Source organism: Nitrospirillum pindoramense, from assembly GCF_007827955.1.
GTDB classification, from domain to species: domain Bacteria; phylum Pseudomonadota; class Alphaproteobacteria; order Azospirillales; family Azospirillaceae; genus Nitrospirillum; species Nitrospirillum amazonense_B.
Genome location: NZ_VITR01000004.1, coordinates 147,471 through 171,833, shown reverse-complemented (window position 1 = coordinate 171,833; position 24,363 = coordinate 147,471). Strand labels below are relative to the sequence as shown.

Annotated in this window: 22 protein-coding genes and 1 tRNA gene; 5 read left to right on the top strand and 18 right to left on the bottom strand. The window is 66.0% G+C overall.

Translation table 11 applies throughout. The annotated features are described in order from the left end of the window. Positions 1–260: 260 nt before the first annotated feature. The gene (locus FBZ90_RS08000; RefSeq protein WP_145730797.1) at positions 261–1,685 is read left to right on the top strand and encodes a mannose-1-phosphate guanylyltransferase/mannose-6-phosphate isomerase; all 1,425 of its coding nucleotides are present in this window, start codon (positions 261–263) and stop codon (positions 1,683–1,685) included. 28 nt (positions 1,686–1,713) lie between these two features. Here the strand turns inward: FBZ90_RS08000 and FBZ90_RS07995 are convergent, their stop codons facing one another. Beyond that, entirely contained in the window at positions 1,714–3,081 is a 1,368-nt protein-coding gene (locus FBZ90_RS07995) for a phospholipase C/P1 nuclease family protein (protein ID WP_145730795.1), read from the bottom strand. Between the two features lie 311 nt (positions 3,082–3,392). On the opposite strand from FBZ90_RS07995, the gene FBZ90_RS07990 reads away from it, so the two are divergent. After that, complete coding sequence (locus FBZ90_RS07990; RefSeq protein WP_145730793.1) at positions 3,393–3,740, top strand: hypothetical protein; 348 nt, start codon at positions 3,393–3,395, stop codon at positions 3,738–3,740. An 11-nt stretch (positions 3,741–3,751) separates the two neighbouring features. On the opposite strand, the gene FBZ90_RS07985 is transcribed toward FBZ90_RS07990, so the two are convergent. After that, complete coding sequence (locus FBZ90_RS07985; RefSeq protein WP_145730791.1) at positions 3,752–5,719, bottom strand: SPFH domain-containing protein; 1,968 nt, start codon at positions 5,717–5,719, stop codon at positions 3,752–3,754. Positions 5,720–6,325: 606 nt separating this feature from the next. Here FBZ90_RS07985 and FBZ90_RS07980 point away from each other — a divergent pair. Further along, on the top strand, positions 6,326–7,978 hold the full coding sequence (locus FBZ90_RS07980) for an OprO/OprP family phosphate-selective porin (RefSeq protein ID WP_145730789.1): 1,653 nt from the start codon (positions 6,326–6,328) through the stop codon (positions 7,976–7,978). A gap of 34 nt (positions 7,979–8,012) precedes the next feature. Here FBZ90_RS07980 and FBZ90_RS07975 read toward each other — a convergent pair whose 3' ends face one another. The 9 genes from FBZ90_RS07975 to FBZ90_RS07935 form a co-directional block, all read right to left on the bottom strand. Further along, a complete protein-coding gene (locus FBZ90_RS07975) occupies positions 8,013–8,792 on the bottom strand; it encodes an MBL fold metallo-hydrolase (protein WP_338121710.1) in 780 nt (259 codons plus the stop codon). Continuing rightward, on the bottom strand, positions 8,789–9,634 hold the full coding sequence (locus FBZ90_RS07970; RefSeq protein WP_145730786.1) for a TatD family hydrolase: 846 nt from the start codon (positions 9,632–9,634) through the stop codon (positions 8,789–8,791). The genes FBZ90_RS07975 and FBZ90_RS07970 overlap by 4 nt, the downstream gene beginning before the upstream one ends. Continuing rightward, on the bottom strand, positions 9,634–11,187 hold the full coding sequence (metG, locus tag FBZ90_RS07965) for a methionine--tRNA ligase (protein ID WP_145730784.1): 1,554 nt from the start codon (positions 11,185–11,187) through the stop codon (positions 9,634–9,636). Before metG ends, FBZ90_RS07970 begins: the two co-directional genes overlap by 1 nt. A 64-nt stretch (positions 11,188–11,251) precedes the next feature. Next, a complete protein-coding gene (locus tag FBZ90_RS07960) occupies positions 11,252–12,370 on the bottom strand; it encodes a DNA polymerase III subunit delta' (protein ID WP_145730782.1) in 1,119 nt (372 codons plus the stop codon). Next, positions 12,370–13,014, bottom strand: coding sequence for a dTMP kinase (tmk, locus tag FBZ90_RS07955; RefSeq protein ID WP_145730780.1), 645 nt, complete (start codon positions 13,012–13,014; stop codon positions 12,370–12,372). The genes FBZ90_RS07960 and tmk overlap by 1 nt, the downstream gene beginning before the upstream one ends. Positions 13,015–13,022: 8 nt before the next feature. Beyond that, complete coding sequence (locus tag FBZ90_RS07950) at positions 13,023–14,207, bottom strand: D-alanyl-D-alanine carboxypeptidase family protein (protein ID WP_145730778.1); 1,185 nt, start codon at positions 14,205–14,207, stop codon at positions 13,023–13,025. Between the two features lie 232 nt (positions 14,208–14,439). Continuing rightward, positions 14,440–15,543, bottom strand: a complete 1,104-nt coding sequence (locus tag FBZ90_RS07945) for a septal ring lytic transglycosylase RlpA family protein (protein ID WP_246130217.1) — start codon at positions 15,541–15,543, stop codon at positions 14,440–14,442. A 43-nt stretch (positions 15,544–15,586) separates the two neighbouring features. Further along, the gene (locus FBZ90_RS07940; RefSeq protein ID WP_246130216.1) at positions 15,587–16,693 is read right to left on the bottom strand and encodes a lytic murein transglycosylase; all 1,107 of its coding nucleotides are present in this window, start codon (positions 16,691–16,693) and stop codon (positions 15,587–15,589) included. A gap of 72 nt (positions 16,694–16,765) precedes the next feature. Next, complete coding sequence (locus FBZ90_RS07935; RefSeq protein WP_246130215.1) at positions 16,766–17,494, bottom strand: YdcF family protein; 729 nt, start codon at positions 17,492–17,494, stop codon at positions 16,766–16,768. A 343-nt stretch (positions 17,495–17,837) separates the two neighbouring features. Here FBZ90_RS07935 and FBZ90_RS07930 point away from each other — a divergent pair, with 343 nt between their 5' ends. Continuing rightward, positions 17,838–19,145: a putative bifunctional diguanylate cyclase/phosphodiesterase gene (locus tag FBZ90_RS07930; RefSeq protein ID WP_145730773.1), complete on the top strand. Its 1,308-nt coding sequence runs from the start codon at positions 17,838–17,840 to the stop codon at positions 19,143–19,145. Positions 19,146–19,176: 31 nt separating this feature from the next. Here the strand turns inward: FBZ90_RS07930 and FBZ90_RS07925 are convergent, their stop codons facing one another. The 4 genes from FBZ90_RS07925 to FBZ90_RS07910 form a co-directional block, all read right to left on the bottom strand. Further along, positions 19,177–19,554 carry a PilZ domain-containing protein gene (locus tag FBZ90_RS07925; protein WP_145730771.1) on the bottom strand — a complete coding sequence of 126 codons (378 nt, stop codon included), beginning with the start codon at positions 19,552–19,554 and terminating at the stop codon, positions 19,177–19,179. Between the two features lie 203 nt (positions 19,555–19,757). Then, entirely contained in the window at positions 19,758–20,033 is a 276-nt protein-coding gene (locus FBZ90_RS07920) for a hypothetical protein (protein ID WP_145730769.1), read from the bottom strand. Positions 20,034–20,190: 157 nt separating this feature from the next. Then, positions 20,191–20,919, bottom strand: a complete 729-nt coding sequence (locus FBZ90_RS07915) for a phosphatase PAP2 family protein (protein ID WP_145730767.1) — start codon at positions 20,917–20,919, stop codon at positions 20,191–20,193. A gap of 255 nt (positions 20,920–21,174) precedes the next feature. After that, on the bottom strand, positions 21,175–21,639 hold the full coding sequence (locus tag FBZ90_RS07910) for a nucleotide triphosphate diphosphatase NUDT15 (protein WP_145730765.1): 465 nt from the start codon (positions 21,637–21,639) through the stop codon (positions 21,175–21,177). 104 nt (positions 21,640–21,743) lie between these two features. Between FBZ90_RS07910 and FBZ90_RS07905 the strand changes: the two genes are divergently transcribed. Beyond that, the gene (locus tag FBZ90_RS07905) at positions 21,744–22,436 is read left to right on the top strand and encodes an SOS response-associated peptidase (protein WP_145730762.1); all 693 of its coding nucleotides are present in this window, start codon (positions 21,744–21,746) and stop codon (positions 22,434–22,436) included. Between the two features lie 2 nt (positions 22,437–22,438). On the opposite strand, the gene FBZ90_RS07900 is transcribed toward FBZ90_RS07905, so the two are convergent. The 3 genes from FBZ90_RS07900 to coaD all read right to left on the bottom strand — a co-directional run bounded on the left by FBZ90_RS07900 (position 22,439) and on the right by coaD (position 24,363). After that, complete coding sequence (locus tag FBZ90_RS07900) at positions 22,439–23,281, bottom strand: SphA family protein (protein ID WP_186455661.1); 843 nt, start codon at positions 23,279–23,281, stop codon at positions 22,439–22,441. A gap of 275 nt (positions 23,282–23,556) precedes the next feature. Then, positions 23,557–23,632, bottom strand: a tRNA-Lys gene (locus FBZ90_RS07895). Positions 23,633–23,808: 176 nt separating this feature from the next. Further along, a complete protein-coding gene (gene coaD / locus FBZ90_RS07890; protein ID WP_145730758.1) occupies positions 23,809–24,363 on the bottom strand; it encodes a pantetheine-phosphate adenylyltransferase in 555 nt (184 codons plus the stop codon).

The window sequence follows — 24,363 nt, the reverse complement described above, 5'->3', positions numbered from 1 at the left end:
TGATCCCGGGCTGGCGCCTGTGGGCCGCCCTTGGGTTAAGCAATACCGCCCGGCAGGGTTGGCGAGGAGGTCCGTAATCCGGAAATGATTGTTCAGGAACTGGAACGACGGACGCCGGTTCCAGGCCCAGTTCAGGTGCGGCTGGTTGAGTATGTGCGTTTTTGCCGTTGGCAAAGGGGAAGCCCCGATTGAATCATCGGTTCGCTTCCTCCAGCGGGCCGAATGTGGCATGCGACGGTGACTCTGTTTCGAGGGGTGTCATGGACCAGGCGCAGATACTTCCGCTGATTCTGTCCGGCGGTTCCGGCACGCGGCTTTGGCCCCTGTCCCGGGAGCTCTATCCCAAGCAATTCCTGCCCCTGGTTGATGAGGTGTCGCTGTTGCAGCGGACCTTGCGCCGCTGTCATGAGGCGGGCCTGGACCCGGCGATAGTCATCGCCAGCCACGAGCACCGCTTTGTGGTGGCGGAGCAGGCCCGCCACCTGGGGATCGGGCTGGACAGCCTGTTCCTGGAGCCGGTGGCCCGCAACACGGCGCCAGCCATCGCCGCCGCGGCCCTGGTGGCGGCCACGACCAAGCCTGAGCGGCTGTTGCTTGTGCTGCCGGCCGACCATTGGATCGTGGATGAGGCGGCATGGCGGGACGCCCTGCGAAAGGCGATCCCCGCCGCGCTCGATGGCGCTTTCGTCACGTTCGGCATCGAGGCGACGCGGGCTGAAACCGGCTACGGCTATATCCGCAAGGGCGACGCGCTGGATGGCGCGCAAGGCGCCTTCACGGTGGCGGAGTTCGTGGAAAAGCCCGACCGGGCCGTCGCAGAAGGTTATCTGGCGGGCGGCCAGCACCTCTGGAACAGCGGCATGTTCCTCTTTCGCGCCGACCGCCTGATCGAAGAGTTGGGCGAGTTTGAGCCCGCGCTGATCGACGCGGTGCGCCAAGCCGTGGACAAGCGGGCGAAGGATCTGGATTTCCAGCGCCTGGACCCGGACAGTTTCGCCAAGGCGCCGTCCATCTCCATCGACGACGCCCTGTTCGCCCGGACCCGCCGTGCCGCGGTCGTGCCGTGCAGCATCGGGTGGAGCGACGTCGGCTCCTGGAAGTCGCTGATGGAGGTTCTGCCCGTGGACGACAGGGGCAATTGCCTGCACGGCGACGTGGTGCTGCACGATACCCAAGGCAGCTACGTGCGTACCGATGGCGTCCTGACCACCGTGCTGGGCATGGAGAACGTCATCGTGGTCACCACGCCGGATGCGGTGCTGGTGGCCAACAAGGACCGTCTGGATGGGCTGAAAGGCATCGTCGCCACCCTGAAGAAGGACAACCGCCGCGAAGCGCTGACCCGCCCGCGCGTCTATCGCCCCTGGGGCTTTTATCAGACCCTGCATGAAGGGGAGCGGTTCCAGGTGAAGCGGCTGACCGTGAACCCGGGCCACAAGCTGTCCCTGCAAAAGCATTTCCACCGATCGGAACATTGGGTCGTGGTGAACGGTACCGCCACGGTCACCCGCGATGGCGAAACCCAACTCGTCCGGGAAAATGAATCCATCTACCTGCCGCTGGGATGCACCCACCGGCTGGAGAACGCGGGCAAGATCCCCCTGAACCTGATCGAGGTCCAGTCCGGACCCTATCTGGGCGAGGATGACATCGTCCGCCTGGAAGACAGCTATGGCCGCAGCTGACGGCGGCCACGTCGTGGGGTGATCCGTCTCAGCGCGCGGCAGCCGTGGCTTCCGGCGCCACGGCGCGGATGACGGCCCGCGTGTCCCGGCCCGCCTGGCGCATGCGGTCAGCGACCAGGTCCGCCAGTTTGGCTTGGTCGGCCGCCGGCGCCTGGCGCGACAGGATATAGAGGTTCGCGGCCTTGCCATCCAGATTGGTGGCGGCGTCGGAGACATAGCGGGGCGGAAAGGTGCGCTCCAATTGGGCGTCCAGCGTGTCGGCCACGGCCACCGATTGCGTGCTGATGGCGCCCAGCAGATCCGCCGCTTGCACCTTTTCCAAGCTGGCGTCGCCACGGGTGTCGCGCAGCGCCGCCAGCAGGGGATCAGCCTTGTCACCCTGCTCATACGCCGCTGTCATGCGGTTCTTTTGGTAATTCTCCAGCGCGGTGTGGCGGTTGGTCACCCGGTTCAGGGCGGCTATCTTGGGACCGTGGATGCCCGCCATGTCCAGCACGCTGGTCCACAGCATGGACGGTACGCTCACGCCCGGCAGGACACGGGCGTGATAGGGCTGCGCCATGTCCTGGACGTAATGGATGGCCCAGCCGGCGAAACGCCAGCCCCAATAGGGGTGGCCCGACGAGAAGGCGAAGCGCGACAGGGTCATGTAGAGGTGGACCCGCGCCTCCGGATAGGTGTGCTGCAGGTAGGGCGCCGCCTTATAGAGGATGCCGGCCTCATGATAGAAACCCATGTGGAAGGGCGCCTGACTACCATAGTCCAGCAACGGGTTGCCGAAGGGCTGCGTCCCGAAGGCGTAGAGCTTGCCCTGGTTCTGGCCGTTGTCCTGGAACAGGCCGATGTCCAGGCCGAAGTCTGGCTCGTTCGACGCCGTGGCGATGACATCGGCAATCGGCACCGCCTCCCCCTCCTCCACCCGCTCCATCTGCCTCAGATCCGCGTCCTCCGGGTCCTTCAGAATGCTGAGATCCGGCCAGGTCATCTCGCGCCCCACGGTCGCGCTGGTGCCGGGCTGGCGTTGCAGGTACAGCGCGAAGGGCACGTCCTCGTTCACGCGGATGGCATGGACGAAGGCCCGCTTCAGCGCCGCCGCGTCCGCATCCGCCGCCACCGCGAAGGCCAGCGCGTCCGGCCGGGAGGCATAGAAGGGAACATTGGCCTGGGCCCAGCGCTCCTCCTCCGCCAGCACCGCCGGCAGGGCCGCCGTCTCCTTGGCCAGGAAGCCGGTCAGCGACTCCGCCGGCACGCTGTGGCCGGCCACTTGGGGCATGGCCTCCACCGCCGGCCAGGTGCAAAGTGTGTGGTTGCTCCACGCCCAGGCGGCCGGCTGGACCGCGAAAACAAAGACGGCGGCCAGGGACAAACGGCGGCGGAGGGAATGGGAGTGTCGCATCTAAGACCCTGCTTTTTCGGGACCATCAAGGATGGGCGGACCATACCCGGGTTAGAAGTCATTTCCGCGACACCCGGCCCAATTTGCGGGCATGGCCAATTCGCAGGGGTGGAAAGTGCCGCACCCCGGGGATTGGCAAGCGGATGACCCTGCACTCTGCATAGGTGGTCCTGGACAGGGCGTCTTCCCGCCATAGCTTGATGGAGACGCCGCCGGTAATGGCGGTATACCTAGCAGCTTTTCGGGTTCTGGCCATGCCCCTGATGCCGCCCCGCCCCTGTCCCGCATGCCATAAGCATACGGTCCCACCCATGGCGAACATGACAAAGTCCAAGCCCTTCGTCTGCCCGAACTGCGGGGCGGAGGTTTATTCCAAGTGGACTTTCCTGGCGTGGATTTTCTATTTCGAGCCCCTGATGTGGCTGATCCTGTTGGCGGTGTTGTATATGGCCTTCACGCTCCTGCGCTACATGCCGCCCTTCGCGGTATTCTGCGTGCTGGCGGCCGGGGCGACGGGATGGTTCCTGGTCTTCGCCATGCTGTGGCCCCTGGGAGTGAAGGCGCCGTCATCCGCCAAGAAGCCGGGCCTGTGGGGTGAGGCGCCGGACCTTCGCCCCACAGGCCGAAAGGCCGGATCGTTTCCGACCCGGCCTTCCTGAAGCTTCAGAGCTTAGGCCGCCGTCTCCGGCTGCTTGCCCCGCTGCTTCACCAAGGTGTCCAGCCCGCCCTGGGCCATCAGCAGGCTGACCAGCGCATCCACCAGGGTGCCATGCCCCCCCTCGGCGCCGCCCATGGCCACGGTGGGCACCAACGGCACCTTGGCCTGGGTGATGGCCCCGCTCAGCATGGCGGCGACCTCCTTGGACAGGGCCATCTCCGCCCCGCCGAAGGCGTCGACCTGGGCCTTGGCGGCCTGGGCGTTGGCGTCACCGATGGCGGCCACGCGGTCGGCCTCGGCGCGGCCCTCGGTGCGGGTGCGCATCGCGGTCGCCTCGGCCATAACCTTGGTCGCCTCCGCCTCCTGGGTCTTGCGGGCCAGCTCGGCACGACCGTGGTTCTGCGCCACCTCGATCGACACGGCCGACTTGGTCAGGTCGCCCTGGGCCGCCGCCCGCGCCTCGGCGGCGCGCAGTTCCAGCTCCTTGGCCGCCGCCACCTGCTGGCTTTCATACGTTTCCACCTTTTCCCGGGCGACCTGGCGGGCACGCAGCTGCTCGAAGATGGTGTCGATGTGGGTGTCGTTCTTGGCCGCGCGCGGCGTGCCGATCATCACCTCCTTCACGTTCAGGCGGTACTTGGCGAACCGGGCGCTCATGGCCGCCAGGGCTTCCCGCTGCACCTCGGCGCGCTGGTTCACCAGCTCGATCAGGGTGCGGCTTTGGGCGGCGTCCTTGAACCAGGCGCTGACCATGGGATCGAGGGTCTGTTCAACCAGCTTCTTGATGTCCGCGAACTGTTGCACCACCCAGGGGGCGTCGTCGTAGCCGATGTGCACGACGATGGACAGGGGCAGCACCGGCTCGAACGCGTCCTTGGTGATCAGCTTGATCTCCGCCAGGTTATCGTCGAAGCCATGGGCCTCGCTGCGACCTTCGATCCACCGCAGGACGAAGTTGGTGGTCGGCACCGTGCTGACCTTCACGGCATAGGGGTTGATGGCGTACTTGCCGGGATGCAGGGGCGTCTGCCAGACACCGCGCTGGCCCTGGGCCACCAGCTCGCCATGCTTGTGGTCGGAGCCGGAGACGTCAGTGCCCCGCGGGCCGGTGAAGCTAACGACCACGCCGACATTGCCGATTTCCACCAGTGTCTTGGGTCGCACCTCGATGGTCGCGAACAGACGGTTGATGTAGTAGGTGCCCTCCACCAGCACCTGCTCCTGCCGGCCCCGGCGGCCGCCCGCCGCCAGAAAGGTTTCCGGATCCTGGAAGGAGTTGTGGAAGGTGGCCCCATCGGCGGCATGCGTACCCACGGTGGGGGCGATGATTTCGCCATGATCCAGGGCCGGGCCGTCGTGGACGGTGACCACACCCACCGCGTCCTCATGGTCGCGGATGATCAGCGGGCGGAAACCGTTACGCTCCTCGATCAACTGGCGCATCGTCTCCACCGCCCGCACATCGCTGGCGTCGCCCAGGGTGACGGCATGGGTGGCGGATTCCGTGAACACGATGAACTGGGCCGTGTTGATGGCGTAGACACCCTCCCGCAGGATGCGGCGCTGGGGGCCGCGCTGGCCGCCTTGGCTGACGAAGGCGCGGGCGTTTTCCACCCCCACCCCGGTGGGCCAGCGGGCAAGGGCCTGCGCGTTGGGTAGGGGCTGGCCACCACGGGCAAAGAGATAGGCCAGGCTGCCCTGGGGGACGGTCACCAGATTGGCGCGGTGCACGCGGTATTGTAGCGGCATGAAGAAATGAAAGCCGCCGCGCAGGGTCTCGGGCCGAAAGCCGGCCTCTCCACCCAGGGCGAGGAAACCTTCCTCGACCGAGCCGCCCAGGGCCCACAGTTTCTCGACCACGCCCACGGCGTCGTTACGGATGTAGACAACAGCGCCCGTTGTAAACGCCAGGACCAGCACACCAAGGACGGTGCCCACGACATACAGCGTGGGCAGCGCCCAGGAAGGGAACTCCAGCATGGAAGCCTCGTTCGACGGATCATGATGCGGGCGCCCGGTCCGGATCCGTGACGGGGTCCGGGCGCGGCACCGCCGTCAGCGAACACCCAGGGTCAAGGGCATGCGCAGGGCGGAATGGGAATGGGGGGATGCGTCAGGGTGCCGCCGGTGTCAGGGGCGGCGCTGGCTCATGGGAGGATTATGTAGCCTTAGACACGGAAGCCGAGGGCGGCGTTGAGGCGCCGCGGGCTGAGGAAACAGGAACCGGACCGCCGCATTCTTGGGCACCCGAACCGTTTGTCGATGGCAGGGATTTTACCATGACGGCGGTGTGACACAACGCACACTCGCAATGCTGGCATTTTTGCCCAGCACCGCGCGCCACGCATACCGGTTGCCGTGGACAAGGCGGACGATTGGAGTCTGCCAGGCTGATTGACCTTGACCCATATCGAAAACAGAGTATTTCGATATCCACAACATCTGAACCCACCAATATTCAGATTCAGTTATCGACCGATCATGAAATACTATCAGGTTGACGCAATAAAGATATAAATATAGCGCCTAGAATTGACCCTGCATCCCGATCAGGTGCGATCGAATACAGATGAAGGGTTACTCAAAATGTCGAAGCAAACGCGGACGTCCCGGCCCGGGCGAACCGGCGTGTTCCTGCTCACCGCCGCCTGCGGCCTGATGGCCGGCCTGCCAGCTCATGCGGCAGAGACGGCCACGCAAGAGGTGCAACGGCTGCGCGCCCAATTGGAGGCGCAGATGAAGGTCAGCCAGGCCATCCAGGCCCGATTGGACGCACTGGAGGCGCGCGAGGCCGCCGACGCCAAGGCGCAGGCGGAAACCAAGGTCCAGGCGGAACAGGTCGCGGCGCAGGCGGCCACCCAGGCCAAGACCATCGCCAAGCTGGAGGCCAGCAGCGGCGACAACGGCAGCTTCACCATGGCAGGTGGCCGCCCCACCTTCACCGCGTTCGGCGGCAAGGGCACGCTGCAGATCGGCTTGCAGGCGCAGTTCGACGCGGCCGCCTATTTCGAAGACAACGCCAGCGTGAAGCGCTCGGGCGTGGATTTGGGCGATGGCGTCAACGCCCGCCGTATCCGCATTCCCTTCGTCTTCCGCTATGGCGATGTGACGGCGACCGTCACGCCGGACTTCGGCGGATCGCCGGACGGGCGCCAGAACACGCAATACCTGTATGAGGCCAACCTGGCCTATATGCCGTTCAAGGGTTTCACGGCGGCGCTGGGGTATTTGCAACCCAACATCAGCCTGCAGGACGCACCCAGTTCCAACGACTTCATGTTCATGGAACGCCCGGCCATCATGGATGTGGAGCGCAATATCGCCGCCGGCGACGCCCGCGCCGCCGTGGGCGCCCGCTATTACCAGGATCGCTTCTTCGTCTCCGGCTTCCTGACGGGCCAGGCCTATGGCGGCCAGTCCACCACCACCGCGACCTCATCCATCGGCAGCACCGGATCGGTCACCACCGCCATCTCCACCACCCAGCCCTCCAATGGCCAGCAGACGGGTGCCGTGATGCGTGTGGCGGGCCGCCCGGTCTATGGCGAGGATTATGACGTCCACCTGGGCTTCAGCGGGTCCAAGGTGTTCAGCATGAACCAGAACGACAGCAACCGGCTGGCGCAGAACCTGGCCCTGTCGGTGCAGCCGGAATTGCGGGTGGACACCAGCAAGCTGATCAACACCGGGTCCATGCCGGCGACGGGCGTCTACACCTGGAACCCGGAAGTGGGCCTGCGCTACCAGAACTTCCTGGTCCAGGCGGAGTATGTGGAGATCGGAATCAACCGCCAGCATCAGGCCGGGGCTGGCCTGGGCGGCGCCAGCCAGACGCCCGACCTCACCTTCCAAGGCGCCTATGTGGACGCGTCCTGGGTGCTGACGGGCGAGCCGCGCCTGTACCAGTCGGCGCGCGGCGGTTTCGGCGGGCTCAAGGTCGCCCACCCGTTCAATCCCGAGACCAATGACTGGGGTGCGCTGGAATTGGCGGCCCGCTACAGCGACATCAACCTGAACAGCCATGTCCAGCGCTTCCTGGCCCAATCGGTGACCGGCGGCGTGGCGGGCGGCCAGCAGGACGTCATCCAGGTCGGGCTGAACTGGTATCCGAACGACCATCTGAAGTTCATGGCGGACTACCAGATCGTGGATGTCAGCAAGCTCAGCGGCGCCACGCTGCAGAACCAAACCGGCCTGCGTTACCAGGCCGTGGGCTTCCGCGCCCAGGTCGCATACTAAAACGGCGCCTGACGGCGGTCTGGTGCCGGATGGTTCACGCCATCTCCAGCACCAGGCCGTCATAGGCCGGTTCCACCCCGGGTGGCAGGGCCGCCATCAGGGTGCAATAGTCCATCTGGTGGTTCATGTGGGTGAGATAGGCGCGCCGGGGCTTCAACCGCTCGATCCAACTGAGCGCCAGATCCAGGTGGGCATGCACCGGGTGCGGCTCGATGCGGGTGGCGTCGACAATCCAGGTGTCCACGCCCTCGAGCACCCGCCAGGCCCTCTCATCCAGATGCACCACGTCCGTGGAATAGGCGAAATCGCCGATGCGGAAGCCCAGGCTGGGTATCCGCCCATGGTCCTGGTGGAACGGGATGAAGGTGAGATCGCCGATGGTGAAGGGGCCGGTGATGGTATGCGGCACCAGGCAGGGGCGCGGGAACCAGTCCGGCCGGTCCTGCGGCTTGAAGCAATAGTCGAAACGCTCCTGCAACTGCCCCAGGTTCACCGCGTCGGCATAGATGGGCAGTGGCTGGTGGTTCATCCAGTTGACCTGCCGCAAATCGTCGATGCCATGGGCATGATCGGCGTGCGCGTGGGTGTAGACCACGGCGTCGATGCGGGTGACACGGGCGTCCAGCAACTGCTCCCGCATCTCCGGCCCGGTGTCGATCAGCACCGTGGTGTCGTCCGTCTCCACCAGGATGGAGGCGCGGCGGCGGCGGTTGCGCGGCTCATTCGGGTCGCAATCGCCCCAGACGTTGCCGATCATGGGCACGCCGCCGGACCCGCCGCAGCCCAGGATGCGCACCCGCATGCCGTCCCTCACGCCGGGAATCCTGTGGTGAGGGTGCCGCACTCGGCCGGCGGGATGCGGTCGAACAGGGTCAGCATGGTGGTGGTGGTGGCCCGTGCCAACTCGGCCGGGTCCATGCCCTTCACCTCCGCCAGCAAACGGGCGGTGTGGGCCACGAAGGACGGCTCATTGGTCTTGCCGCGCAGCGGGACCGGCGCCAGGAAGGGCGCGTCGGTCTCCACCAGCATGCGGTCCAGCGGGACTTCCCGGGCGAACTCCCGCAGCTCATCCGACTTCTTGAAGGTGACGATGCCGCTGAAGGAGATATGCAGCCCCATCTCCAGCGCCTGGCGCCCCAGCTCGGGAGAGGAGCTGAAGCAATGCAGAAGCCCGCGCAGCTTGCCCTCGGCCCCGCCCTCCTCCCGCAGGATGCGGATCATGTCCTCATCCGCGTCGCGGGTATGGATGACCACCGGCAGGCCGGTTTCGCGCGCCACGATCAGGTGGGCGCGGAAGCTGGCCTCCTGAACCTCCTGCGGGCTCTTGTTGTAGTAATAGTCCAGGCCGGTCTCGCCCAGGCCGACGACCTTGGGGTAGGCCGCCAGCTCGCGCAGCTTTTCAACCGTGCACAGATCCTGCTCCTCCAGCGCCTGGTGGGGGTGGACGCCCACCGTGCACCAGACGTCGGGATAGGCCTGCGCCACCGCGTGCACCTGGGGAAAGCGGCTGAGGTGGGTGCAGATGGTCAGCATGGCGCCGACCCCCGCCGCCCGTGCCCGCTCCACCACCGCATCGCGCTGTTCCACGAAGTCGGGGAAGTCCAGGTGGCAGTGGCTGTCGATCAGGAAAGCCTTTTGGGACACACCGTCGGGCATCAGGCGGCGCCCTCCGTCTCCTCGACATGGCGGGGGAACACTCCCTGCGGCGGCGGCAGCGGCGTGCCGGGCACCAGCGCCTGGTCCAGATGGGCGACATCACGGGCGTCGGCCGGCACGGCCAGCAGATCCAGCACCTTGGCCATGGAACCCGGCATGAAGGGCTGGGTCAGGATGACGACGCGGCGCACCGCCTCCGCCAGCACATACAGCACCGTGGCCATGCGGGCCGGATCCGTCTTCTTCAGGGCCCAGGGCGCCTGCTCATCGATGTAGCGGTTGGCGTCGCCCACCACCACCCACAGGGCATCCAGCGCCTTGTGGAAGGCCTGCACGTCCAGTTCAGTCCGCAGGGTGTCCAGCAGGCCGCGCGCGGCGGCCAGCAGGGCGTTGTCCGCCTCGGTAAAGTCACCGGGCGTGGGCACTACGGCGCCGCAGTTCTTCTGGATGATGGACAGGAAGCGCTGGGCCAGGTTGCCGTAGCCGTTGGCCAGCTCGCTGTTGATGCGGGTGACCATGGCGCGGCGGGAGAAGTCACCGTCGTTGCCGAAGGGGATTTCGCGCATCAGGAAATAGCGGGTCTGGTCCAAGCCGTATTTTTCCAGCAGCTCGGACGGCGCCACCACGTTGCCCAGCGACTTGGACATCTTCTCGCCCTCCACGGTCCACCAGCCATGGGCGAACACGCGGCGCGGCGGCTGCAAGCCGGCAGCCATGAGGAAAGCCGGCCAGTAAACGGTGTGGAAGCGCAGGATGTCCTTGCCCACCATGTGCAGCGCCGGCCAATAGCGGGCATAAGCGCTGCCCTCCCCCGTCTCGGGATAGCCGATGGCGGTGATGTAGTTGGCCAGGGCGTCCAGCCAGACATACATGATGTGCTTCTCGTCGCCGGGGACGGGAACGCCCCAGTCGAAGGTGGTGCGGCTGACCGACAGGTCCTTCAGGCCGCCCTTCACGAAGCTCATGACCTCGTTGCGCTTGCCGGCGGGCAGGATGAAGTCCGGGTTGGCCTCATAGAAAGCCAGCAGACGATCGGTCCAGGCGCTGAGACGGAAGAAGTAGCTGGGCTCCTCCACCCATTCGCACTCCGCCCCCGTGGGCGCGAACTTGCGCCCCTGCTCGTCGGTGCGCAGCTCATCTTCGCCGTAATAGGCCTCATCGCGGACGGAGTACCAACCGGCGTAGGAGCCCAGGTAGATGTCGCCGCTTTCCACCAGCTTATGCCACAGCGCCTGCACGGCCTTGACGTGCCGCGGCTCGGTGGTGCGGATGAAGTCGTCGTTGGAGATGTTCAGCAGGCCGGTCAGGTCGCGGAAGTTCTGCGACACGCGGTCGGTGAAGGTCTGCGGGTCGATGCCGGCCTTCTCCGCCGACTTCTCCACCTTCTGCCCATGCTCATCCGTGCCGGTCAGGAACTTGACGTCATAGCCGTCCAGACGCTTGAAGCGGGCCATCACGTCGCAGGCGATCGTCGTGTAGGCGTGGCCGATGTGCGGCACGTCGTTCACGTAATAGATCGGCGTGGTGATGTAGAAGGGCGGGCGCCCGGACATGGCAACTCTCCGGCTAACGGCTGTCGGTTTATTATTTAGGGCGGCGAGAGACGATAACAGCGCCTCAGGACGCCGCCGCCTCGATCGTGCGCAGCGCGCTCAACATCACCTGCTTGCGATCGAGATTGGCGCCTTCCGCCTTGGCGAACAGGCGGTTGACGTTGTCCCATACCTCCATCCAGCGATCAAGCGCACGATCCCGGCGCGCCGCGAAGGCCAGACGTTCCATCAGGGCGGCCTCGCCCTCCACGATCTCCGGCGCCGCCTGGTCGCGGGCCAACGCGCGGTTGAAGCGGGCCAGCCACCACAGCAGCAGGTCGGTGGTCGTCTCCCACACCGTGTCCTGTCCGGCCCGGGCCACCTGGTCGGCCAGGGCATGGGCGGCGGCCAGATCCAGGCGCGGCAGGGTGTCCAGCACGCCCAGCAGCACACGGTAGAGATCCAGCCCGCCGGCGGCGGCCAGATCCAGCCCCCGGCCGATGCTGCCATCCGACAGGGTGGTCAGGGCGGCGGCATCCCCCATCTCCAGGTCCGGCATGATGCGGTTAACCAGGCTGCGCACCGTTGTGGTGGGCAGCGGCTCCAGCATCAGGGTGCGGGTGCGTGAGCGGATGGTGGGCAGCAAGGCGCCCGGATTGTCCGCCACCAGCAGGATCAGGGCCCGGGGCGGCGGCTCCTCCAGGATTTTCAGGATGGCGTTCTGGCCGCTGGCATTCATCTGGTCGGCGCCGTCGACCACGACGATGCGCCAGCCCCCCTCCGCCGCCGTCAGGCGCAGGAAGGGGGCGATGCGCCGCACCTCCTCCACCGGCAGGTCGCGCTTGAAGCGCTTGCGCTTCTCATCCCAGGTGCGCTGGATGGTCAGCAGGTCGCCGTGGGCGCCGGCGGCCACGCGCCGCGCGATGGGGTTCTCGGGCGAGACATAGAGGCTGGTGGGCGGCGGCGGCGCGCCGAACAGGCCGTCATCCTGCGGTTCCGCCCCGCCCGACAGCAGGAAGCGGGCGAAGCGATAGGCCAGCGTGGCCTTGCCGATGCCGGGCGGCCCGCCGATCAGCCAGGCGTGATGCAGCCGCCCGCCGGTGGCGGCCTTCAGCAGCGTCTGCTCCGCCGCCGCATGCCCCATCAGGTCGTACGTGGCGATGGGGGCCGGCACACTCTCCCGGTCGAACGCCGCAGGCGGCATCAGGCAGCCCTCCCCAGCGGACCCAGGCGCCGTTCCACCACCGCCAGCAGCCGAGCTTGAATGGCAGGAATGTCGCCGGTGGCATCGATCACGGCGCAACGGGCCGGATCATGGGCAGCGATGTCCAGGAAGCCCTGGCGCAGGCGTTCATGGAAGGCCAAGCCCATACGCTCGTATCGGTCCTCGGTCCCCGGCCGGGAGCAGGCGCGGGCCAGGCCGGCCTCTACCGGCAGGTCCAGCACCAGGGTCAGATCGGGCATCAGGCCGCCGGTGGAGAGGCGGTGCAACTCGCCCAGAATGCCCCGGTCCACCCCCATGGCGTAGCCTTGATAGGCGACGGTGCTGTCGACGTAGCGGTCGCACAGCACCCAGGCGCCCCGGGCCAGGGCCGGGCGCACCAGCGCCTCGACATTCTCATGCCGGGCGGCATTGTGCAGCAGCGCCTCGGTCAGGCGCTGCCAGGGCGTGTCGCCGGCCACCAGCAGGCCCCGGATGGCGGCGGCACCATCGGAGCCGCCGCCCGGTTCCCGCGTGGTCACCACCTCCACGCCCCGGTCGGCCAGGGCATGGGCCAGCAGACGGATCTGGGTGGACTTCCCCGCCCCTTCCCCGCCTTCCAGCGTGATGAACCGACCGGTCGGCATCTCTGTCCTCAGCTGCCGAAGATCATGCGGTGCAGACCGGCGCCCATGCGGCCGAACAGGCCCAGGCGCGGCACGTCGTTGGCCGCCTGCAGGGGGATTTCCACCGTCTGCAGGTCCGGGGCCGTCACCTTCAGGGTGGCGACGGTGGCGCCCTTGGCCACCGGGGCGGCCAGCGGCAACTGCGTCACCACCGACACCTTCATGGCGCGGCGCTGCTCATTGGTCAGGGTGATCTTCAGCGCGTCCGGAATGACGACGGGCACGGTGTCGGCGGTGCCCAGCGACACCGGCAGGGTGTCGACCGTGTCCCCCGCCTTGAACAGCGCGTAGTCGTCGAATTCGTGGAAGCCCCATTCCAGCAGGCGGGCGGGCTCGTCCGCGCGGCTCTGCATGCTGGTCAGACCGTTGATCACCAGTACCAGGCGACGATCGCCGCGCTTGGCCGACGCGATCAAGCCGTAGCCGCCGGCCTCGGTATGGCCGGTCTTCAGGCCGTCCACGCCCATGTTGCGGTACAGCAGCGGGTTGCGGTTGCCCTGCTTGATCTTGTTGTAGGTGAACTCCAGCTCCGAGAAATAATGATAATACTCGGGGAAGTCGTGGATGGTGTGGATGGCCAGGATGGCCAGGTCGTGCGCCGTAGAATAATGGTTGGCGTCGGGCAGGCCGGCGGCGTTGGTGAAGTTGCTGTCCTTCATGCCCATGTCATGGGCGCGCTTGGTCATGTTGCGGCAGAAGGCTTCCTCCGTGCCGCCCAGGCCCTCTGCCAGGACGATGGTGGCATCGTTGCCGGACTGCACCAGCACGCCGCGGATCAGATCCTCCACCTTCACGTTGGCGCCCAGCGGCAGGTACATGGTGGAGCCTTCGGTCTTGGCGCCCCCCAGTTCCCAGGCGCGGCGGCTGACCGGCAGGGTATCCTCCAGCGACAGCTTGCCGTTCTTCAGCCGGTCGAAGACCATGTACATGGTCATGACCTTGCTCATGGACGACGTCGGCATGTGCTGGTCGGCGTTCTTGGCGAACAGGACGGTACCGGTGTCGGCATCCATCAGGATGGCCTGGCGGCCCTCGGTATCGATGGTGGCCGCCTGCACCGCCAGGGGGGCCACGCCCCCAAAAAGGCCGCTCAGCAGCACCATCACCAGGGCGGCCCGCTTGGTGCCGCGCATCGCCAAAACCTTCAGTTCCATGTCTCTTCTATCCCGACTGCGTGTCCGATAGCCCTAAAGCAAGCCCTAAAGCATGTAGGGGGGCTTCATGCCCCATGGCCGGCGGCCGTGCCAGTCTCCAGACGGCCTATGGCCAAAATGTCCCAACCCGTGCATCTGCCTGCCCGGACGCGGCGCCCGACAGGGTGCTGCGGCGGGCGGGTGATCCGCAAGCCCTTTGGCGCATCATTGTTAGGGGGCTGTTCGCCCCCGATTATTCGACGATGACGCGGGCCCCATTGTTTCCAGCGGCGACCACCTGGTCCAGCACCTTGTCCGCCTGTTCCGGGGTGTCCAGCGGGCCGACACGCACGCGGAAGAACTGCGTGCCGTTGACCATGGTGGGTGCCAGGAAGGATGGGCCGATGCCGGCCAGCCGGGCACGCAGCTTGTTCGCGTTGTCGAACAGGGTGAAGGACCCCGCCTGGACGTAAATCTTCTTCGGCCCCGGGCCAACGGCGACTTGCTGCACCACCGGCGCCGGCAGGAAGCGTCCGTCGGGCTCCGTGGTGCCGGGAATGGTGGTGGGGGCCTGGATGGGCCGCGACGGTGCCGGACTCGGCCCTGGTGCCGCCCCCCCCTGTGCTGGCGGCAGAGCCTGGCCCTGCACCGTCACGCTGGGGCGGGGTGCCGCCTTGGGCACGGGGCTGCCGTCCGCCATGGTGGTGGGCACCGGGGCGGCGCTGCTGGGCGGCGCGTTCAGAGCCACCTGGGCGCCGCCGGCCTGCATGGCCGCCGCGGCGATGGCGCGGCTTTCATCCGCCAGGATCTGCACCCGCACCTTGGCCGTGCCCTGCTGTTCCATACCCAGCAACTGGGCTGAACGGCGGGACAGGTCGATGATGCGGCCGGCGGCGAAGGGACCACGATCGTTGATGCGGACGACGATGGAGCGGCCGTTGTCCAGGTTCGTCACCCGCACCAGGCTGGGCATAGGCAGGGTCTGGTGCGCGGCCGTCAGTTCGTTCTGGTCGAAGATTTCGCCGTTGGCGGTGCGCTCCTGGTGGAACCCCGGTCCATACCAGCTGGCGATGCCGGTCTGGTCGTAGTCATAGTCGGCGCGCGGGTAATACCAGATGCCACCGATCTGATAGGGGTTGCCCACCTTGTAGGTCGGCTGGCCGGTGGCGGCGGCACTGGGGCTCGGAGTCTTCTGGACGACCGCGGGCCCCTGCTGCTCCGCCTTGTGCGCACAGCCCGTCAGCAGCAGCGCCCCCAGCGACAGCCCGGCCAGGGCGGTCCCCATCCACGGGAACCGCCACGTCGATTCGTTGGCAGCGGCCGTCGCCGTCCGCTTCACCAGATTTGCCCGGCTCATCACTCGCACACCGCTATGGATTGTGGCAGCACCCTACAACATCTCAAGGCGCCGCGCCAAGTTGATCGGCCAGCAAACCAACGGTGGTCGCGAAATAAGTGGACCGGTTCCAGTTCATGATGGCGCGGTAATTGTCATAGACCAGGAAGGCACGCCCCGTCGGCCCATCCGGGATGACCAGCGAGGCCGACAGCGCGCGGGCGGGCAATGGCTTGCCATCCACGGTTTTCACCCCCGCCCGCCCCCATTCCGCCAGCGTGCGCTTCTTGTCCAGGCCGGCGGCGGCGGCCGCATCCAGACCTTTCGCGGGCAACGTCACTTCCCGGCCCCAGGTGGTGGTCGCGTCCCATCCGACGGTGGATAGATAATTGGCGGCGGAGGCCAGGACGTCCGGGGTCTTGGTCCAGATGTCGCGGCGCCCGCAGCCGTCGAAGTCCTGCGCGAACTTGAAGAAGGCGCTGGGCATGAACTGCACCTGGCCCATGGCCCCCGCCCAAGAGCCCTTCATGGTGGCGGGATCGACCTTGTCCTCCTGGACGATGCGCAGGGCCTGGATCAATTCCTTGCGGAAATAAGCCGGGCGGCGGCCGTCGTGGGCCAGGGTGGCCAGGGCGTCGATGATGCGGAAGCCGCCGGTGATGCGACCGTAGTTGGTTTCAAGACCCCACAGCGCCACGATGTATTGCGGTTGAACATGATACCGGGCGCTGACCTGAGCCAGCAGGGCCGCGTTCTGCCGCATCATCTCGCGACCGCGCTGGATGCGGTCCTTGGTCAGGACGCGGTCGGCGTAGGTCGCGAAGGTGACGGTGCCCTCGGGCTGCTTGCGGTCCAGGTCGATGACGCGCGGCAGTTCCTGCACATTGGACAGCGCCAGGTCCAGGGTCGCCTTGGTGATGCCCTGGGCCTCGGCCTCCTGGCGCACCCCCTCCAGCCAGCGGGAGAAGTCAGCCTGTTGTTCCGGGGTGATGACGGTGGCGGGGGGTGTCGCCGGTGCCGCGGGTTGGGCCACCGCGGCCGGCTGAGGGGGGATGGGCGCGCTGGCCGCCGCCGGCGGGCCATTGGCACACCCGGTCAGCAACAAAGCCGACAACAGCCCCATTCCGGCGCTACGGGACAGGGAGTGGCGGCGGACGGCGATGCGGATCACAGGCGGGTCCTCGAATGACGGGTGGGCAGCGGAGGGAAACGGAATTGGGCAGGATTGGAATTAGGAACGGAATCAGGGCGTTTTAGTGGCAGCGCCAGGGCCTGGGCCGCCGGTGGCAGGAAGGTCCGGGCCGGGGAACAGGCTGTCGGTGCGGCCCAGCAGGCGATAGGCCACCAGCCCGACATACTCATGCACCGATTGCGACAGCAGTTCCAGACCGCGCAACAGGTCGAAATCCGGCCGGTACAGCAAGGTGCGGGGCGCCCGGATGTCCACCGGATAGGCGATCACCGGCCAGCCGACATGGCGGAAAATGCCCATGGACCGGGGCATGTGGAAGGCCGATGTGACCAGCAGCCAGGTCTGCCCCGGTTGCGGCCGCATCAGGTCGCGACTGAACAGCGCGTTCTCCCAGGTATTGCGCGACTGCCCCTCGAACGTGACGCGCCCGATGTCCATACCCATTTCTTCCAGCGCGGCGCGGGCCACCGGCGCCTCCTTCTCGTCGGGGTCGCGCAATTCTCCCGACCCCCCGGAAAAAACGATGCGGGCGTCCGGATAGCGCCGCGCCAGTTCCGGAATGACCATCAGGCGCTCGGCGGCGGCATTCACCTCCGGCTGCCCGGTCTCGGCGGTGGCCACCTGGTCCACCGACCCGCCCAGAACGATGATGCCGTCGACATGATCGGGCAGCGCGGCGGGGGCCGGGAAGCGCTGTTCCAGCGCGCGCATGCTCCAGGCGCCCACGGGCAGCACGGCGACGATGAGAAAGCCCAGGGCCGCGGCGCGGGCACAACGCAAGGAACGCCGCGCCCTGAAGCCCCCGGTTGCAAAAAGTCCGACCAACAAAAACAAAAGCAACAGGTTGCCGGGCGCCGTCAGCGTCCAGAAAATCTTGGACAGGGCGAAACTCAAGACTCTTGTCTCCCATCATCATTGCTGGGCAAAGCCAAGGAGGAGAAGGCTTACTCCTACAAACAGCCTACTACTGTAGGTCAGGCTTCAGTGCGCGCGCGCCACAGATACGGTCAGATTCCGTGGGATTTGTCGAATATTGCATGGATGGCGCAGTTTCCTCATGCGGCCGAGACAGAAAATGGTCTAAGGTCAAATTCAACCGAGAACAAGCGGCCTAGCCTTTATCGTGACCGATGCCTGCCTGACCGTCGTCGCCAGACCCGACTCTGCACCTCCCGGTGCCGGTGCCCTGCAGGATATTTCCGCTTTCACCCGCCGTATCGACGATCACCTGGCCGGTCACAGCGGCCCCTGCGCCGTGCTGGTCATCGAAATCTCCCGCATGGCGGAGCTGTACAAGCTGCTGGGCCAGCAGGCGCTGGACGCCTCCATGGCGGTGATGGCGGAGCGGGTGCTGGGGCTGTGCGGCAGTGGTGACGCGGTGTGCCGCATCGCCCGTGCGCAGTTCGCCCTGTTCCTTCCCAACCTCAGCCACGCCAGCAAGGCGCTGTTCACCGCATCCGCCCTGGCCGCCCGTATTGGCGAACCCATCCTGGTCGAGGGACGGTTGCTGTACATGGTGGCCAAGATCGGCGTGGCGGTTTCGCCCGACGATGGCACCACCGGCCATGCCCTGCTGCGCAACGCCGCCATCGCCCAGGGAGAGGTGGCCAAGTCCGGATCCGCCCATTACCTGCACTATACCGAGCAGATGCGGGAACGGCTGCGCCACCAGCTGATCACCGAGACGGAGCTGCGCCAGGCCATCCTCGATGAGGCGTTCGTGCTGCACTACCAGCCCAAGGTGTCCATCACCGACGGCACCCCCATCGGGGGGGAGGCGCTGATCCGCTGGCGGCATCCCACCCGCGGCTTGGTCTATCCCATGGAATTCATTCCCATCGCCGAGGAGACGGGCCTGATGGTGCCCATCGGCGAATGGGCCCTGCGCGCCGCCTGCCGCCAGATACAATCGTGGATCGAGGCGGGACGGCAGCCGCTGCAGATCGCGGTCAATGTCTCGGAGCGTCAATTCCGTTGGGGCCACCTGCCGGCCCTGATTGACGTGCTGCTGCGCGAAACTGGCATCCCGCCGCACTTGCTGCAGTTGGAGATCACCGAGTCCGTATTGCCCGAGGATCTGGAGGGCGCCCTGCGCCAGATGGCCTGGATCGCCGATTGCGGTGTCGCGCTGGCGCTGGACGATTTCGGCACCGGTTACTCCTCCCTCTCCTATCTGCGGGAACTGCCCCTGGACTGCCTGAAGGTGGACCGGAAGTTCGTGCAGGACATGGAGCAGGACATCGGCACCCGCCATATCGTGCAGGCCATCGTCGCCATGGCCAAGGCCATGGGCCTGAAGGTGGTGGCTGAGGGTGTGGAAACGGAAGCGGAGCGTTCTCTGCTCCGGGCCATGGGGGTGGAGGAGGGTCAGGGCTATCTGTTCGCCCGTCCACTGCCCGTCAAGGAGTTCGAGTTGTTCTGCGGCGTATGAGACGCCGCGCAGCGGGTATTGCCGGGATCAGTCAGGCGCCGGGGCGCGCGGTATCGTCTGCCTGTGAATGATGCGTGCCGCTGATGGCGCGCACCCATCCGGCAACAATGGCACCCACACCATCACGCTGAAATTCGATTCCGACGCCATTGTCGGTCCGCCGGACAATGCGCACAGCGGCGGCGACCGGCGCGCCGGGGAGGCGCAGCACCCCTTCGGTACCGATAGGCAGGTCAGGGCCAGGGGTCAGGAACGCGCCACCGGCCGAGACATCCGCAATACGGCAGGAAACGATCACGTCCCCGCAACTCAACTGAACCTGGCTGTCAACGGACAGGCGATCATAGGTGCGCCGATTGCTGGCCCCCATCAGGTTGGACAGGACACGCTTGATTCCGCCCCAGGCCATGAGCCCCCTCCCCTCGCATCGGGCCGACACCGCAAGCTCGCCGCTCAAGCGAGCGGATGAGCCACGCTACACGAGCAGAGTGTGCCGCTAAACCTATCCGGTGGCAAATGCTGGTGGGGAACCCTCCTGGTATGGGCACCGGCGCCCAGCCCCTGCGCGGGGCATTTGGTTTTGAAAGCGGGCAGAATGGGTCCAGTCCTGCGTCACGGCGCCAAGAGCTTAAGCTGCAGCAACCTTGTGGAACGTCCGCCCACCAAATCCAGGACGTAGGATTCCAGCTCCCGCCGCTCTTCGGGCGATGCCTCGGCATAGGCACGGGTACCACGCAGACCCAGCAGCATCTCAGCGGCCCGAGCCAGCGCCAAGTCGGCCGCTGTATAAAGGGTGGAAGCGCCGGGGGCGGCCGAGCGAGCCTGCTGCGTGGCGTGTCCCGTCGTTGCTAGGGGATCACCCCCGCCATCGTCGTGAGGATCGGACATGGTTCCGGATCGTCCCTGACAATTGTGGGCACAGACCTACAACGAAAGTTATTTATACAGACTCCGAAACGGCCATGGAATTGAAGCGGGCGGGCTATCTCCAAAGACGGAGGGGCAAGGGCTAATCGCGGCGGGGCGCTGTCCCAATCTGGGCAGCCTATAAAGACGGGGATGCCTGCTCGCGCCCGGCCTCCAACACCTTGTGCATGGACTGGCCGATCATGCGGATCTCATCGAACTGCGTGACCAACTCAAAACAAAACAGGAATGCAAGCGTATAACACGGCGCGGGGAAGCGCATCATGACCCGCAGGATAGGGGTGGTATAAAGCGGGCGGACGGCGTCCCGCGTCATGACAAGGGTGATCAGCATGCCAATAACGGCGCCGCCGATGACATCCGTGGGAAAGTGCAACCCCAGATATACCCGTACCAGACACACGAAGATTGCCGTGTAGGCCATGGCCAGCGCTCCGACCCAACGCCAGACCAGGAAAATACCCGTCGACACCGCCATCCACAGCATGGCGTGGTCACTGGGGAACGAACTCCAGGTTCTGAGGATGCTTTCGCTGGTGCCGCTCAGGGGGAAGTGGAAGGGCACCGTTGGGTCGTAGATGGGGCGCTCCCGGAATGGCAGGAAGTGGGCCAGCAATCGCCCCACCGCCAAGGCGGACAAGCCGCTGACGAAGGTGGCGATGACCATTTCCTTCTCCCACAGCCCGCGCCTGCCCCCTCGAAACCACACCCACCAGAGGATGGCGACGGGGAAAAGTCCCTTGAACAACGAGAAGTCGGCGATGGTGCGGATGGCGTGGTTCGCCACGTCGGAGGTGAAGGCATGGGTGGTCAGGAATTCCTGGATGGCGCCATCGAAGCTGTTCATCTGTTGTCGTTCCTCCTGGCTCTCCGCACCGGCGCTGCCAGCGGCCAGCCTCAGTGATCGCCGGCCACGACGATGGCCGGGAGCGTTCCCCCCTCCCCCCGGAAAAAGACGGCGCATGCTGGCTACCCGCTGGGTTACCCAACCGGACCCGCGGCCGCCAACAAAGTGTAATAAAAACTTTATATTCAGCCCGACGTGTCGCCAAAGACGCGCTTTCGAAATAGACCTTGCGACACAAGGCGCGCGTCGATGCCGCTATGGCACCAATGGCGTGGAGACAGGCGTGTAACTGCGGTGCGCCCGCCAGGCGTCCAAGGCCAACTCCACGGGCCGGAACAAGGGGCTTGGCAAAGCGTCGAGGCCGTACCATCCCCAGTCCGCGATCTTGTGCGGCTCCAGCACACGGGGCTCGCCGGGATCAACCTCCTCGGCGATGAATTGGATGTCCACATAGTGCCGGTCGTAGGCCAGGATGTTGTGCAGGCAGAGGAAACGCAGGCGACGCACGACGAGGCCGCATTCCTCACGCACCTCGCGCACAGCGCATTCCTCAAAGGTCTCGCCATACTCCAAATGGCCGCCGCACCAGGAATAGCTGCCGTCGCCATGGCTGTTGCGGCGACGGCCCAGCAGGATGCGTCCCTCGCGTTGGATCAGGACACCGATGCCGACCTTGGGCACGCCCGTCGCGGCGGACGCGGAAACAAGGGATTGGGTCATCACATCACTCCAGACACTAACCGTGGCAATTCGCCGTGCCCCAGCGGTATCATGACGGCGCCGCCGCGCCAAGCGCCCGCCCCTGCTCCGGAGTTGTCCCCGCCATGTGCGGTCGTTACGCCGCCGTCACACCGCCCCAGGCCATGGAGGCGCTGTTCCAGACCCTGGGCGCGCTGCCCAACTTCCCCGGCCGTTTCAACATCGCGCCCACACAGTCGGCGCCGGTGGTGCGCTGGAACGCGCAGACGGGGGAACGGCGGCTGGACCTGCTGCGCTGGGGCCTGGTGCCCTCGTGGGCGGCGGATCTCGCGGGCGGGGCCAAGATGATCAACGCGCGGTCGGAAAGCGTGACGGAGAAGCCAACCTTCCGACAAGCCTTCGCCCGGCGCCGCTGCCTGGTGCCGGTCACCGCTTTCTATGAGTGGCGGGCGGAGAATGGCGCCAAGCAAGCCTATGCCATCGCGCCGGCCAACAATGACACGGCGGCCTTCGCCGGGCTGTGGGAAGGCTGGAAGGATCCGTCCAGCGGCGAATGGGTGCGGACCTACACCATCCTGACCACGGCGGCCAACGATGCCATCGGCCACATCCACCACCGCATGCCGGTGATCCTGGCCCCGGATGACTGGCCCGCCTGGCTGGGAGAAACGGACGCCGACGCCTCCGTCCTGCGGGGCCTGCTGCGCCCCTACCCCGCCAATGAGACCCGCTTCTGGGCCGTGGGGCCAAGGGTCGGCAACGTGCGCAACGACGATGCCGACCTCCTGGCCCCACAGGCCGCCACGACCCTATTCTGAGATCAGAGCCGCAGGCCCAACTGCATCCACAGATTCTCGCCCTGGGCGCGGTTGTCGGCCATGAACTCATGCTGCCAGGTGAAAGTCGCCTGCAGCGGACCGATGTCGTGGCTGATGGCCGGCCCGACGGCGAAGGCTTGTCCGCGATGGCCGTCGCCATCGACCGTCAGTCCGTTCTGGGTGTCGTCCTGATACTGGACGTAGTAGTAGCCGGAAACACCCAAGCGCCAGCCCCCGACATTGCGCGCCACGGCGAAGTCCAGGTCGAAGTCGGCGCCGGAATGGTAGTGCGTGGCATCATTGGTGGTGTTGAACGCGAAGCGGGGCGATATCTGGGCCTGCCAGCCCTGGGGATCGATGTAAGCCAACCCAAAGGTCGGCTGGAAGGACCAGACGTTGCGCCCGATGTTGGCCAAGGAGTTGACGTTGTACTGACCCACCGGCGTGAAGATGTCGGTCCCAAAGACCAGGGTCAGATTGGGGCCGAGGTGCCAGCCCAGCAGCACCGGCGAAAAGCCGATGTCGCCGAAGCCCAGCTTGTTGGTCTTTTGCCCCGCCACCTCGGCATGCAGGTCGACGATGGGCAAGATTAATTGGGTCGCCACCTGGGCGCCCAAAAATTGATAGGGCGTGACCAGAAAGCCGCGGAAAGTCTGCGAGACGGATTGGACGCTGAAGTCCAAGGGAATTTTATTACCACTGCCGTCATTCAACTGGCCGGCGGTGTAGTAGTTGGGCTGAAACAGGATATACTCGCCGGGTGGTGGCATCGCGCCCGCCAGATAGATGCTGGCGCCGGGCGGATAACTGTTACCACCACCTTCCGTGGCCTGAGCTGTGTTCATATTTGCAAACGAAGCAGCGCACAATAATGCCGCAGCATACGCCCAGTTCTTCACAGAGCACGTCCTCCTCATTTGACGACCACACGCGGGCGATCGTCTTTTATTTTGGTGAGGAGGAAAATCGACGCAAAGAACGTCCGCCGGAAGGCGCATTATTCAATACGCCATATCGGTTTGGCCGATACATCGTTCAGCTGACATCGCGCAGCGTCAATATGTCGCCGCGCATCCAACGCCGAATTAGGCGGGATTTCCATTTAAGGGATTGATTTAATTGGTGATCCCGGTGGGATTCGAACCCACGACCCCATGATTAAAAGTCACGTGCTCTACCGGCTGAGCTACGGGATCGACCGCAGGGAAAACAGCGTGGTTTTCCGCGAACGAAGACGGGGCTGGTGCGCCCGTCCCGGTGTGGCGCGCACCATAATGACGGGGGTGGGCGCGGTCAATGGAAACAGGCGAGGCCCCGGCCTTTTCCGGACGCATAGGCCCCCTGCCCTGGAAAACGCTGGATAAACGCCGGATTATTCGCCCGCGCCGCCGGTCGCCGGCTCGATTCCGCCCACCCCGTGGCGGGCATCCTGGGCGAAACGCTCGGCCAGGCGATGGGCCACGCGCGGACTGACGAAGTGGGCGATGTCGCCCCCCAGCCGCCCAATTTCCTTCACGAAGCGGGAGGAGATGAACTGATGACGGTCCGACGCCATCAGGAACACGGTCTCAACCTGTGGGTTGAGGCGGGCGTTCATGCCGGCCATCTGGAACTCGTACTCGAAGTCCGAGACGGCGCGCAGGCCGCGGATGATCACCTGGGCCTGACAGCCCACGGCGAAGTTCATCAGCAGGCTGTCGAAGGACCGCACTTCGACGGAGATGCCCTTGGCAGCCAGCGGCCCCAATTCGTCCTGCACCAGGGCCACGCGCTCCGCCGTGGAGAACAATGGCCCCTTGCCCGCATTGCTCGCCACCCCGATGATCAGGTGATCAACCAGCTTGGCCGCCCGCTGGATGATGTCGAAATGCCCATTGGTGATGGGGTCGAAGGTGCCGGGATAAACCCCGATGCGACGCTCGCTCAT

What these genes read in the sequence shown, in the direction of transcription:
- FBZ90_RS07910 (WP_145730765.1), bottom strand. Translation starts at nt 21,639, where the DNA reads ATGACCCAATCCCTTGTTTCCGCGTCCGCCGCGACGGGCGTGCCCAAG.
- FBZ90_RS07905 (WP_145730762.1), top strand. Translation starts at nt 21,744, where the DNA reads ATGTGCGGTCGTTACGCCGCCGTCACACCGCCCCAGGCCATGGAGGCG.
- FBZ90_RS07920 (WP_145730769.1), bottom strand. Translation starts at nt 20,033, where the DNA reads ATGTCCGATCCTCACGACGATGGCGGGGGTGATCCCCTAGCAACGACG.
- FBZ90_RS07980 (WP_145730789.1), top strand. Translation starts at nt 6,326, where the DNA reads ATGTCGAAGCAAACGCGGACGTCCCGGCCCGGGCGAACCGGCGTGTTC.
- FBZ90_RS07995 (WP_145730795.1), bottom strand. Translation starts at nt 3,081, where the DNA reads ATGCGACACTCCCATTCCCTCCGCCGCCGTTTGTCCCTGGCCGCCGTC.
- FBZ90_RS07990 (WP_145730793.1), top strand. Translation starts at nt 3,393, where the DNA reads ATGGCGAACATGACAAAGTCCAAGCCCTTCGTCTGCCCGAACTGCGGG.
- FBZ90_RS08000 (WP_145730797.1), top strand. Translation starts at nt 261, where the DNA reads ATGGACCAGGCGCAGATACTTCCGCTGATTCTGTCCGGCGGTTCCGGC.
- tmk (WP_145730780.1), bottom strand. Translation starts at nt 13,014, where the DNA reads ATGCCGACCGGTCGGTTCATCACGCTGGAAGGCGGGGAAGGGGCGGGG.
- FBZ90_RS07950 (WP_145730778.1), bottom strand. Translation starts at nt 14,207, where the DNA reads ATGGAACTGAAGGTTTTGGCGATGCGCGGCACCAAGCGGGCCGCCCTG.
- FBZ90_RS07945 (WP_246130217.1), bottom strand. Translation starts at nt 15,543, where the DNA reads ATGAGCCGGGCAAATCTGGTGAAGCGGACGGCGACGGCCGCTGCCAAC.
- FBZ90_RS07915 (WP_145730767.1), bottom strand. Translation starts at nt 20,919, where the DNA reads ATGAACAGCTTCGATGGCGCCATCCAGGAATTCCTGACCACCCATGCC.
- metG (WP_145730784.1), bottom strand. Translation starts at nt 11,187, where the DNA reads ATGTCCGGGCGCCCGCCCTTCTACATCACCACGCCGATCTATTACGTG.
- FBZ90_RS07900 (WP_186455661.1), bottom strand. Translation starts at nt 23,281, where the DNA reads ATGAACACAGCTCAGGCCACGGAAGGTGGTGGTAACAGTTATCCGCCC.
- FBZ90_RS07970 (WP_145730786.1), bottom strand. Translation starts at nt 9,634, where the DNA reads ATGCCCGACGGTGTGTCCCAAAAGGCTTTCCTGATCGACAGCCACTGC.
- FBZ90_RS07960 (WP_145730782.1), bottom strand. Translation starts at nt 12,370, where the DNA reads ATGCCGCCTGCGGCGTTCGACCGGGAGAGTGTGCCGGCCCCCATCGCC.
- FBZ90_RS07985 (WP_145730791.1), bottom strand. Translation starts at nt 5,719, where the DNA reads ATGCTGGAGTTCCCTTCCTGGGCGCTGCCCACGCTGTATGTCGTGGGC.
- FBZ90_RS07925 (WP_145730771.1), bottom strand. Translation starts at nt 19,554, where the DNA reads ATGGCCTGGGGCGGAATCAAGCGTGTCCTGTCCAACCTGATGGGGGCC.
- coaD (WP_145730758.1), bottom strand. Translation starts at nt 24,363, where the DNA reads ATGAGCGAGCGTCGCATCGGGGTTTATCCCGGCACCTTCGACCCCATC.